Origin of the sequence: Peptacetobacter sp. (assembly GCF_029264495.1) — a bacterium.
Lineage (GTDB): Bacteria > Bacillota > Clostridia > Peptostreptococcales > Peptostreptococcaceae > Peptacetobacter.
Genome location: NZ_JARIBH010000003.1, coordinates 1 through 12,347, shown reverse-complemented (window position 1 = coordinate 12,347; position 12,347 = coordinate 1). Strand labels below are relative to the sequence as shown.

The 12,347-nt window shown below is 25.7% G+C and carries 13 protein-coding genes; 9 read left to right on the top strand and 4 right to left on the bottom strand.

All coding sequences use genetic code 11. The annotated features are described in order from the left end of the window. The 4 genes from Q1J78_RS00145 to Q1J78_RS00130 all read left to right on the top strand — a co-directional run. The coding region (locus tag Q1J78_RS00145; RefSeq protein WP_330683259.1) for a hypothetical protein at positions 1–638 on the top strand (638 nt) is incomplete at its 5' end. Positions 639–968: 330 nt separating this feature from the next. Next, positions 969–1,430, top strand: a complete 462-nt coding sequence (locus Q1J78_RS00140) for a low molecular weight protein-tyrosine-phosphatase (protein ID WP_300276647.1) — start codon at positions 969–971, stop codon at positions 1,428–1,430. Positions 1,431–1,521: 91 nt separating this feature from the next. Then, positions 1,522–2,139, top strand: coding sequence for a flavodoxin family protein (locus Q1J78_RS00135; RefSeq protein WP_300276645.1), 618 nt, complete (start codon positions 1,522–1,524; stop codon positions 2,137–2,139). 200 nt (positions 2,140–2,339) lie between these two features. Then, positions 2,340–2,675, top strand: coding sequence for a nitrous oxide-stimulated promoter family protein (locus Q1J78_RS00130; protein WP_300276643.1), 336 nt, complete (start codon positions 2,340–2,342; stop codon positions 2,673–2,675). Positions 2,676–2,765: 90 nt separating this feature from the next. Here the strand turns inward: Q1J78_RS00130 and Q1J78_RS00125 are convergent, their stop codons facing one another. After that, on the bottom strand, positions 2,766–3,278 hold the full coding sequence (locus Q1J78_RS00125; protein WP_300276641.1) for a ferritin: 513 nt from the start codon (positions 3,276–3,278) through the stop codon (positions 2,766–2,768). A gap of 190 nt (positions 3,279–3,468) precedes the next feature. Between Q1J78_RS00125 and ybaK the strand changes: the two genes are divergently transcribed. After that, positions 3,469–3,951, top strand: coding sequence for a Cys-tRNA(Pro) deacylase (ybaK, locus tag Q1J78_RS00120; RefSeq protein ID WP_300276639.1), 483 nt, complete (start codon positions 3,469–3,471; stop codon positions 3,949–3,951). Positions 3,952–4,077: 126 nt separating this feature from the next. On the opposite strand, the gene Q1J78_RS00115 is transcribed toward ybaK, so the two are convergent. Beyond that, a complete protein-coding gene (locus Q1J78_RS00115; protein ID WP_300276638.1) occupies positions 4,078–4,536 on the bottom strand; it encodes a VOC family protein in 459 nt (152 codons plus the stop codon). Between the two features lie 258 nt (positions 4,537–4,794). On the opposite strand from Q1J78_RS00115, the gene Q1J78_RS00110 reads away from it, so the two are divergent. From Q1J78_RS00110 to Q1J78_RS00100, 3 genes are all read left to right on the top strand, one after another. Then, positions 4,795–5,307 (top strand): nitroreductase family protein, encoded by a 513-nt coding sequence (locus Q1J78_RS00110; RefSeq protein WP_300276636.1) that lies wholly within the window; start codon positions 4,795–4,797, stop codon positions 5,305–5,307. A gap of 176 nt (positions 5,308–5,483) precedes the next feature. After that, positions 5,484–6,245: a response regulator transcription factor gene (locus tag Q1J78_RS00105; protein ID WP_300276634.1), complete on the top strand. Its 762-nt coding sequence runs from the start codon at positions 5,484–5,486 to the stop codon at positions 6,243–6,245. A gap of 194 nt (positions 6,246–6,439) precedes the next feature. Further along, positions 6,440–6,913, top strand: a complete 474-nt coding sequence (locus Q1J78_RS00100) for a glutathione peroxidase (protein WP_300276632.1) — start codon at positions 6,440–6,442, stop codon at positions 6,911–6,913. A gap of 241 nt (positions 6,914–7,154) precedes the next feature. On the opposite strand, the gene Q1J78_RS00095 is transcribed toward Q1J78_RS00100, so the two are convergent. Next, entirely contained in the window at positions 7,155–8,513 is a 1,359-nt protein-coding gene (locus Q1J78_RS00095) for an MATE family efflux transporter (RefSeq protein ID WP_300276630.1), read from the bottom strand. A 978-nt stretch (positions 8,514–9,491) separates the two neighbouring features. Here Q1J78_RS00095 and Q1J78_RS00090 point away from each other — a divergent pair. Next, the gene (locus Q1J78_RS00090; RefSeq protein ID WP_300276628.1) at positions 9,492–9,983 is read left to right on the top strand and encodes a methyltransferase family protein; all 492 of its coding nucleotides are present in this window, start codon (positions 9,492–9,494) and stop codon (positions 9,981–9,983) included. A 214-nt stretch (positions 9,984–10,197) separates the two neighbouring features. Here the strand turns inward: Q1J78_RS00090 and typA are convergent, their stop codons facing one another. Further along, positions 10,198–12,036 carry a translational GTPase TypA gene (typA, locus tag Q1J78_RS00085; protein WP_300276649.1) on the bottom strand — a complete coding sequence of 613 codons (1,839 nt, stop codon included), beginning with the start codon at positions 12,034–12,036 and terminating at the stop codon, positions 10,198–10,200. Positions 12,037–12,347 lie beyond the last annotated feature (311 nt).

The window sequence follows — 12,347 nt, the reverse complement described above, 5'->3', positions numbered from 1 at the left end:
AAAAAGTGATGTTGTACCTAAAGCATCCTGAACATTGGGCAAACAGTCCATCAAGCGAAGATAAAAAGTATTATAAATATGCTCCGGAATTTACGATTGACCATACATATGAGCCAGAGGATGGTCGAAATGGTTATGAGTATTATCTATTTGCACAAACTGATTCGAGACCGTACTGGAGCGAAATAAGAATCTGCTATCATCAGACCGTATTGGCAGAACTTGGTGGTGTGATTCTTGATGGTGGTAGGTATTTTACGGCTACACCAGATATGGGTGGAATATCACTTACAGAATATCATAATTGGGATATTTCATATCGTTTTATGATAAAAGGGAATTTGAATCACTTAGTTCATGAATTTTATTATGTGGACGATGGCGATGAAGCAAGACATGCTCATGATGAGTATGAAGGGTGTCTTTTAATTTTTGAGAATGAGAAAGAACATCAGCGTTTCAGAAACTATGTCAGAAAAAACTGGGATAGAAAAGAAGATTTCGCAAATAATATCTGGATTCCTTATATGGAGCAATTACCTGGCTATAATATGGATGCATTTCGTGAAGAGTATCGAAATATGCAGATACTTAGAAAAATGTTGGAAGAGTTTAGAAAGAATAGTACAAGGAATTGATTATTAAGCGGCTTCTAACATCGTACCGGAGAGTGCTTAATAGTTTTGAATAACTCATTGCTTTTTAAATTCTACTGGTATCCTATAATCGTTTACAGGGATTTTCGCACCCCCCTAGCAAAAATCTATCGTTATAATGTGCAAAAATCGGAGTAGTCTGCACCCCCTTAACTGACTACCAAGTGACTACTTTTAAAAGTTACAACTTGCCACATTTTGCCGTATTTTGCGATTTTCACTACACTATCACAATAGGTGTAAAATCAAGGGATATCCCAGAAAAACTTGCAAAACAGGGCATTTCAAGGCAATTTAAGGAGGAAAATAGAAATGATAAAAGTAAATTTTGTATGCCATGGAAATATATGCAGATCAACTATGGCAGAATTTGTATTTAAAGATATGGTAGCTAAAAATGGATTATCAGATAAATTTCATATAGAATCATCAGCTACAAGTAGAGAAGAAATAGGAAATCCAGTACATCCTGGGACTAGAAATAAACTTGCAGAAGTAGGAATATCTACAAAAGGAAAATACGCAAGACAAATAACAAAAAAGGATTATAAGGATTTTGACTATATACTTATAATGGATGATATGAATAGAAGAAATTTAAAAAGAATTATTGGAGAAGATACAGATAATAAAGTATATAAATTACTTCATTTTGCAAATAGTGAAAGAGATATAGCAGATCCTTGGTATACAGGAAATTTTGATGAAACATATGATGATGTATTAGAAGGATGTACAGCATTTTTAAATTATTGTATAAAAAATAAATTATAAAATATAGAATATTTGATAAAAAATAAGAAATAGGTAGTAAACTTAAAGAAGTAGTAAAAATTTTTTAGAGGTATAAATTAGAGGTGTAAATATGAAAGTATTATTAATAAATGGAAGTCCTCACGAAAAAGGGTGTACATATACTGCACTTAGTGAGGTAGAAAAAGAATTAAATAAAAATGGGGTAGAGACAGAAATAATACATGTCGGAAATAAAAATATAAGAGGATGTGTAGCTTGTGGAACTTGTAGAAAAATTGGGAAATGCGTATTTGATGATATTGTAAATGAAGTTTCTCCTAAAGTAACTGAATGTGATGGAATGATTATTGGATCTCCAGTGTACTATGCATCTGCAAATGGGAATTTAATATCTTTTATGGATAGATTATTTTATAGTAATAGATGCGATAAGAGTATGAAAATAGGTGCTTCAGTTGTATCTGCTAGAAGAGGTGGATGTTCATCTACATTTGATGAATTAAATAAATATTTTACCATAGTTGGAATGCCTATAGCATCTAGCCAATATTGGAATAGCGTTCATGGAAATACTCCAGAAGAGGTATTAAAAGATGAAGAAGGATTGCAAGTTATGAGAACTTTAGGCAAAAATATGGCGTTTCTTGTAAAAAGTGTGGCTTTAGGAAAAGAAAAATATGGATTGCCTGAAAAAGAGGAAAAAATAGCTACAAACTTCATAAGATAGTTTTCTAAAAAATAAAGGTTTTCTAGTTATCCTAATATAATAAAGAGTTGGACTTTAGTTCAACTCTTTTTATATATAGCGATAAGTTTTACTGGAAGTCATTTTTATAATAAATTTTTATTATTTACAAAATATCTATTGATAAGAAAAAATTAGTAACGTAAAATGAAGCTAATATTATTTTAATAGAGGTATAAAATATGAATGAAATTAAAAATAAAAGAGAAAAAGAAAAAAGAATAGTTGAAGATATGATTTATTTGTATTGTAGAAAAAAGCATAAACAAAATAAAAATGAGTTATGTGAAGAATGTTTGGAATTATTAAATTATGCAAAAGAACGTTCTGAAAAATGTCCTTTTATGGAAACAAAAACATTTTGTGTAAATTGTAAAGTACATTGTTACAAAAAAGATATGAGAGAAAAAATAAAAGAAGTTATGAAATTTTCAGGACCAAGAATGATTTTTTATCATCCTATAGTCGCAATATCTCATGTAGTATCTGTTAAAAAGGAAAAGAAAAAATTAAAGTAGATATAATTTAAAAAGATAGGGCTATTGAATTAATAGAAATTAATTTAATAGCCCTTTTAATATTCTAAATGTTATTTTATAAATTAAAAATTATAATACTAATGATGGAGCAGTGTAAACTCTTGCACCTAATTCTTGATCTAATAGATAAAGTCCTTTAGGGTCACTTCCAAAAAGTTCCATTTTTTTTACTAAATCACTAGCATTAGTTTCTTCTTCGCCTTGTTCTTTTATAAACCAATCTAAAAACTGCATAGTACGGAAATCTTTTGTTTCATGAGCAGCATCATAGATATTGTTTATAAGATTTGTTACATATACTTCATGATTTAAACCAACTTTAAGAGGAGTTAAATTATCATTTAATTCAACTTCAGGTTTTTCTATTGTTTCAAAAACAACTTTTGCATCATTATTTTGCATAAACTGTATAAATAACATAGCGTGGTCACGTTCTTCTTGAGCCTGTATTTTGTACCAATTAGAGAATCCATTTAATCCTTCTTCTGCATAGTGATTAGCTAGTTCAAGATAAAGATATGCAGAATAAAATTCTCTATTTACCTGTAAATTTAATAAATTAGCAACTTTTTCATTTAACATAATATCAAATCCTTTCAATAATAAATTTCTACAATAATTATTATATACTTTTCTATCTAAAAGATAAATAATAATTATTATTTTTTTAACTTTAATATTTGACTAAAAATAAAAATAGAAATATAATATTTTTCAGAGTATTGTTTTAGAATAATTTAAATTATGATGAATAGATAAATAGGAGGGTTTTATGGGGAAAAAAGTGGCAAAAACTAATGCAATGAGGATTCTTGATAAAAACAAAATAGAATATAATATAAGAGAATATCCAGAAAATGGTCCAGTAAGTGCTCTTGATGTGGCTAATTACCTTGGACAACCAACAGATAGGATTTTTAAGACACTTGTTACAACTGATGACAACCATGGATATTATGTATTCTGTTTGCCAGGAGATAAGGAGCTTGATTTAAAAGCAGGTGCAAAGGCAGTTGGTGTAAAAAAAATTGAAATGCTAAAACAAAAAGATTTATTTAAGTTGACAGGATATATACATGGAGGATGCTCTCCAGTAGGAATGAAAAAATTATTTCCAACAGTAGTTGATTCTTCTGCACATAATTTTGATACTATATATGTTTCAGGTGGTAAAATAGGAATGCAAATAGAAATAAATCCAGATGATTTAGAAAAATTAATAAATGCAAAATTTGCAGAAATAATTAAAAAATAACTGAAAAATAAATAATACAAAGAGTAAAAGACTAGATACTATATTAAATCTAGTCTTTTATTATTCTTTTAAAAATTAAATTCTTTTAGATTTATCGAAATATATAAATAAATATTTATATCATAGTTAAAGTATAGGTTCGATAGCTTCTAAAATAATTCCATCAGGATCTTTAAAATATATAGCCTTGCTTTTTCCAAAGCCATAGTTAGAAAAATCGAAATATTGAGGTTCAGATAAACATTTTACATTATTATCTAAAAGATGTTTATAAAGTTTTTCTATATCTTCTGTATAGAAACATAATTCGGATATAGATGTTTTAAAAAGACTTGGTGTATCAATTTCAGTACTTTCTTCATTTAAAAATTGAATTAATTCAACTGGAGGAGCACTTATTTTATCACTTCCGTTTAAGTACGCTACCCTTGCTTTACAGTTTTCTCTATTAAATAATAAATCAGTTTCTTTGCCTTCCATTATCATTTCACCAACAAAAGATAATCCTAAAATATTCTTGTAAAAATATATAGATTTATCAATGTCTTTTACAGTTAGTCCAACATGATAAATTTGTTTTAACATAATAATTCCTCCCTATAAATTATTTTTAGTTAAATATTAATATATATTAAAAGATATTATTTAACAAGTATATATTTAATATAATAATAAATTTTATCATATAAATATAAAAATATCTAAACTTACTAAAAAGTGCCTTCTTGTTTATATTTTAAAATAGTATATATTATAAATAGAGGAATAAAAATGTAATCATAAATATTTTTGGATAGAATAAATACTGTATTTATAAAAAATATAATCAATATGGAGGGTAAAATGGAATTTAAAGAATTAGCAAAAAAAAGATATTCATGTAGAAAATTTTCAAGTAAAAAAGTAGAAAAAGAGAAGATAGAGCAAATAATAGAAGCAGGTATAGACGCACCGACTGCGGTAAACAAGCAACCATTTAAAATTTTTATGATTGATTCAGAAAAAGCAAAAGAGGATTTAAAAAACTATACTAGATTTACTTTTGGAGCAGATGTGTTTCTTCTATTAGGATATAAGGAAGAAGAAGGTTGGATTAGAGAGTTTGATAAACATAATTTTGCACAAGTAGATGCAAGTATAGCTGCAACTCACATTATGATGGAAATAAGTGATTTAGGATTAGCTACAACTTGGGTTGGTCATTTTGATGAACCTAGTCTTAAAGAGAAATATCCTCAGATGAAAGGATATAAACTTATAGCATTATTCCCAATTGGATATGCAGCAGAAGATGATGTTCCATCAAATAAACACTTTGAAAGAAAAAGTAAAAAAGATATAGTAGAAGTTATATAATGCATAAAGATTCTTATAAAAATAAATAAGATATCTTATAAAAAATAATTCAAATTAAATATTAAATTTTTTTAAAAGACTTCAGTAATTTACTGAGGTCTTTTTGTATGTAAAAGTGTATGAAAATATTGAAATATCAATAAAATGGATATATTATAAAAATAAGAGGTGATACTATGTATTTAGAAAAATATAAATCAAACTATTTAGAAAAAGAGGAGTATAAAGTTTTATTAGATGAAAATAATATAGATATTTTTATAATAGGATGTGATATTTTTCTAGCAGAAGAAATAAAGAGAAATTTAGAAAAATATGGATATACATCTGAAATAGCAAATAATTTCAAAAAAATAATAGATGAAGTTTTTATATTAAACCCAAAATTAATTATTATAGATTTTGATTTATCAGATAAAAATATGAGTACTCTATATAAAGATATAAAGGAATACTTTGAAATACCGATTATATTTTTAATAGACCAAAGAATTGACATAGATATCTTAAAAAATATAATTAATGAAAATGAATATTATATTTTAAAACCATTTTCTATTGATAGTTTAATAAAAAAAGTACAACTAATTTTTAAAACAATATATTCTTGTAATTCTATAAATAATGATATTTTTGAATTTGGAGATATTATTTTAAACTTTTCTAATAATACTATAGAAAAAAATGGTAAAAAAATGTTATTAAATTATGATGAAATGGAAATTATTAAAATAATAGTATCAAATATAAATAATATTGTAAGTAAAAAATATATAGTCGATGCATTTTCAAAAAACATAAAGAATATAAATGAAGTGACAATTGATTTAATTATAGATAAATTAACGAATAAATTAGAACTTATAGGCATATACAATTTTATAAATAAAGTTGAAAATTATGGGTTTATAGTAAATTCTAAAATAAATGAATTATAAAATATATAAGTAATAAGTAATATAAACATAGTCTAATAAGTTTATTTATTTTTAAATTATAGCGAATATTTTATTTTAAGATAATTTTTAAGTTTATAAAATAAATTTATATCAAAATATAGTTTTATGATTATATTATATTTAGAAGGGTATTAAATAAGTAGCAGTTAATTATAAAATAGGAGATGTTGTTTATGAGTATATACGATTATAAGTTAAAAAATATAGATGGTGAAGAAGTGTCTATGCAGGAGTTTAAAGGAAAAGTACTTTTAATTGTAAATACGGCTACTAGCTGAAAGTATACAAAACAATATAAAGGTCTGGAAGATCTTTACAAAAAATATGAAATGGAAGATTTTGAAATATTAGATTTTCCTTGTAATCAATTTGGTTCTCAAGCTAAAGGAACGAATAAAGAAATTAAAGATTTTTGTATTTCTAAATATGGAATTACATTTAAACAATTTGAAAAAATTAATGTAAATGGTGAAGATGAAGAACCATTATATACATATCTAAAAAGTCAAAAGACAGGAATAGCTGGAAAAGATATAAAGTGGAATTTCACTAAATTTTTAGTAGATAGAAATGGAAATGTTATAGATAGATTTCCACCTATGATGAAACCAGAAAAAATAGAAGAAAAAATAAAAGACTTACTTTAAAATATTAAAGTATTTAAAATGAAACTATATAAATAAAAAGGATGCTATAAAATAGTATCCTTTTTCTATGTATAAGATGTATGTATAAGAAAACTCCCTAATAAGGGAGTTTCTTTTAATATTTTCATTTATAAATTTATAATAAATTTAAATTATTTTTATAGAAATCAAAGTACATATTAAATAACTTCAAAAATAAAAAATAATCTAAAAATAATTAAATAATTAATTGGAAATTTCTCTATTTTACAACTTTTTTATAAAGTATAGTTGCTATTATAGCAGCTGTTGCCTCTGCTATTGGGAAAGATATCCAAACTCCTACAAGTCCCATAGATTTAACAAGAATCATAGATAAAGGAACTATGATTACTAATTGTCTAAACATAGATATAATTAAAGAGAATAGACCTTTTCCAAAGGCTTCAAATACTCCACTCATTGTTATACCAACAAATGAGAAAGCAAATCCAAGAGAAAGTATTTTTAAGCCAATTACACCAAATCCCATAAGCTCATCTGTAGCATTAAACATTATAAGTAATTTTTCTGGAAGTATATTAAAGGCAATTGTTCCAGAAATTAATATAATAGATGAGAAAATCATTGCATATTTTATAGTTTTTAAGACTCTATCTTTTAATCCTGCACCATAGTTATAAGAAACGATAGGTCTCATACCTTGTATAATTCCAACAACAGGCATATTTACAAATGTTTGTAATTTATAATATATACCAAAGAAAGCAATAGATGCTTGAGATATAGAAGCAAGTATTCCATTAAGTATAGATACTAATACAGATGGAAGTGACATCATTATTCCAGATGGAAGTGCAACTTTATATAAATCAGAAATATACTTGAAATTTGGTTTTAAATGATGTTTCTCTATTTTAACAGGTGATTTTTTTAAGAATAAAATAAGAGCTAGTGTTGCAGCTGAAAACTGCCCAATTATAGTTGCAACTGCTGCACCAAGAACTCCTAATCTAGGGAATCCAAAAAGACCAAATATAAAAATTGGATCTAATATTATATTTACTATAGCACCAAATGCTTGTAAAAACATTGGTACAATCATATTACCATTAGATTGAAATATCTTTTCAAATAAAATATGGAATAATAAACCAAATGCTAGAGTTATAACAACTCTTCCATATTGGATAGCATAATTTATTACTTCAGTATCTTTTGTAAACATAGAGAAAAATGGTCTAAGTGCAAATAATCCTATAAATACAAATAAAAGAGTATGTATTATTGTAAGGATAACACCTTGTCCTGCATAATTATCTGCTTTTTCCATATTTCCAGCACCCATATTTATAGCTATATTTGCATTTACAGCAACTCCAAGCCCAACTCCGAACGATAAAACTAAATTTTGTAAAGGAAATGCTAAACTAACTGCTGTAAGTGCTTTTTGACTGATTTGAGCGACAAATACACTATCAACAATATTGTAAAGAGATTGTATAAGCATAGATATCATAGGTGGAACAGCCATAGATACTAATAGTGGTACTACTTTTTTATCAGTCATAGGATTATATGATAATTGATTATTTTGTTTTAATTTTTTTGTATTTTCCATTAAATACCTCCTAACTATATTTAATAACAATAAAAAAAGCTATAGAAGACTGTTTATAATCAGAAACAGAAAAATCTATAGCCTGTATGGCAACATTATTCATTTTTATTTTTAACCCGTTAGTTATTTTATAATATAAAAATTATATAGTCAAGATATTTTTTCTATGAAATGGTTTTTTTAATAATATTTTAATTTTATAATTATGAAATTAATATACATGATGATAAAAAGTAACAAGTTTTTAACTTGAAAAATAATACCTTAACAATTATAATAGAAATATATTAAAAATTAATAAAATATGTTTAAAATTTAATTTTTTGGAAATATATTAAGTAATAAGATTTAGAAAGAAGGCGAAATATAATGATATTACCAATAGCAGTTTTAGCTATAGCAGCTGTATATGGACTTTCAGTTGTATCATACATTGTAAGTGAAAATAATTAATATAGAATATAAATTAAAAACTGCCATATCTAGGCAGTTTTTTTACACAAAAAATTAATAAACTCATATTTAAAATAAAGTTTTTAATATATAGATAATAAATAAAATATTGTAAATTATTCAATTTAAATATTTTTTAAGATAAAAAAATAACAACTAATAAAGTAAAAATATCCTGTAAACAAAAAATCTGATTACAGGATATTTTTTATATATATGGATTTTTGAATATTAAAACTACCTTTAATATAATTATAACATTTAATCAGATTAAAAAAAAATAAAAAATAACAATGAAATAGATATAAATTTAACATATATTATGTAAAAATTTTATAATTTTTAAAATATAAAGAATTAATATACTGATAAATCTTTAAAAATAAATATATGAACTATTTAAATGATATATTAATTTTCAAGAAATAATAAAAGTGATAAATTTTAACGGATTAAGAAATTGACAATAAAACTTTGACCATGATAATATATTTTTACAAACTTAATATTTAGGGGGGGTATTATATGAAAGAAGATAAACACTTATCTTTATTTGGAATAGGTCCTTTTTATGTAGGTTTAATTTTTATTATTACCCTTGTATCAATTTTATTGAATAATAAAGGTTTGATTCCAAGTTATAGTATAGAAAAGTTAGAAATTATTATAAAAATTTTTTCAGTTTTTTTGTTTATACTTGGAGTAGTATTATGGGTTAATGCAGTTTTTATTGTAAATATAGACAAAAATATAAAGAAAAATGAATTAGTTACAAATGGTTCGTATGCATATGTTAGAAATCCAATATATTCAGCTATAACATTTTTTATGTATTCATTTTTACTTTGGAGTAATAATCTATTTTTGATAATTCTATTTCCGATATATTATGTAATTTTGTTTATTATGTTGAAATATACAGAAGAAAAATGGCTTTATCAAAAATATGGCAAAAAGTATTTAGTTTATTGCGAGAATGTGAATCGTTTTATACCTTGGTTTCCTAAGAAAAAATAAATAAGAAAAGATAAAATATATATTATATGGAGATAGTATAAATATAATATTTATACTATATGATGAAAAAGCTAATAAAAAGCTATTACTAAAGTTAGTAATAGCTTTTTATTGATTTTTGAATTATTTTATGGATTTATATTTATAAAATAATAAAAATGCTACCATAAATATAAACTAAATATTTGAATGGTAGCATAATATTTTAAATTAATTATTTTGCAGCTTTTGCAGCTTGTCTTGATTTATTGTATTGAAGTCTTTCATGTTCATTTAAGTATCTTTTTCTTAAACGTATAGCATCAGGAGTTATTTCTACTAGTTCGTCTTCATCTATAAATTCTAATGCTTCTTCAAGAGTGAATATTCTTGGTGGTGCAAGTTTTATAGCATCATCTGAACCAGAAGCACGGACATTTGACATTTTTTTGTTTTTACATGGGTTAACAGTCATGTCGTCTTTTCTAGAGTTCATACCTATTATCATACCTTCATAAACATCTACACCTGGATCTACAAACATAGTCGCTCTTTCACTAAGTGCATTAAGTGCATATCCCATAGTAGTACCAGGTCCTTGAGAAATTAGAACACCATTACTTCTTCCTGGAATTTCACCTTTATGTTCTTCAAATCTTTCAAATGATCTAACAAGAGTACCTTCACCTCTTGTAACATTTATAAATTCACTTCTATAACCAAGAAGTCCTCTAGTAGGAGCTATGAATTCTATTTTTACATAATCTCCTTCCATTTCCATTGATTCCATCATACCTTTTCTTTGGTTTAATTCATTTATTACAGTACCAGAATATACTTCTGGGCAGTTTACTATAACTCTTTCCATTGGTTCAAGTAAAGTTCCATTTTCATCTCTATGCATTAAAACTTCTGGTTTAGAAACACCTAGTTCATATCCTTCACGTCTCATATTTTCTATTAATATAGAAAGATGAAGTTCTCCACGACCAGAAACTTTATATCCATCAGTAGTATCAAGAGATTCAACTTTTAATCCAACATTTACTTCAAGTTCTTTTTCTAATCTATCTTTTAAATGTCTTGTTGTTACGAATTTACCGCTTTTTCCTGCAAATGGAGAATCATTTACAAGGAAGTTCATTGATAGAGTAGGTTCTTCTATACTTATCATTTCTATAGGCTGTGGATTATCTGGGTAGCATATAGTTTCACCAATTGATATATCAGGAATACCAGATATAACAACTATTTCACCACTACCAGCTTCATCAGTTTCAACTTGTTTTAATCCTTCATAAACAGTAAGTCTACCAATTCTACCTTTTCTTGGTTCTTCAGATTCACCACAGATGCATACATTTTGTCCTGGCTGAATTTTACCTTTATAAACTCTACCTATACCTAATCTACCTATATAATCATCATAAGCTAGAGAAGATATCTGAAGCTGTAAAGGTTCTTCATCATAATCAGGATATGCTTCAACATGATCTACTATTGTTTTAAATAATGGAGATAAATCTTCACTATCATCATCCATTTCAAGTTTAGCAATTCCGTTTTTAGCAATTCCGTATATTATAGGGAATTCACATTGCTCATCAGTTGCATTAAGATCTACGAATAAATCGAATACCTCATCAACAACTTCTTCAGCTCTTTGATCTTTTTTATCTATTTTATTTATGAATAATATTGGTTTTAAACCACATTCTAATGATTTTTGTAAAACAAATCTTGTCTGAGGCATTGGACCTTCACTTGCATCGACAAGAAGTATAACTGTATCAACAGTTTTCATAACACGTTCAACTTCTGATGAGAAGTCAGAGTGACCTGGAGTATCTACTATATTTATTTTGTAATCTCCATAGTTTATAGCACAGTTTTTAGAATATATTGTTATACCCCTTTCCTGTTCTAAGTCATTACTATCCATTACACGTTCTCTTACTTCTTCATTTTCTCTGAATATTCCGCTCTGAGAAAGAAATGCATCGACTAAAGTTGATTTACCGGCATCGACATGGGCGATAACGGCTATATTTATAATTTTATGCTTTGCCATAATTTTTAGCTCCCTTCTGTATATTTAACTTAACAAGTATATCACAATAGTTACGTCTATACAAGGCAGTTGAGTATTGTTTTTAGTGGAAAGCATTTTTATTTTTAAATTTATAAATAAAAATTGTATACAATAATAATTATCAATAAAAAAATAAAAAAATAGTTTTAAAATATACCCATAAGGGGTATAATGAAAGTGTAATAAGTTTAAGGAGGGAAAGGTATGTCGACTAAAGAATTAACATTTAGAATAGACGGAATGCATTGTGCAGCATGTGCAATGGGATCAGAAAAAGCTATTTCAAAACTTGA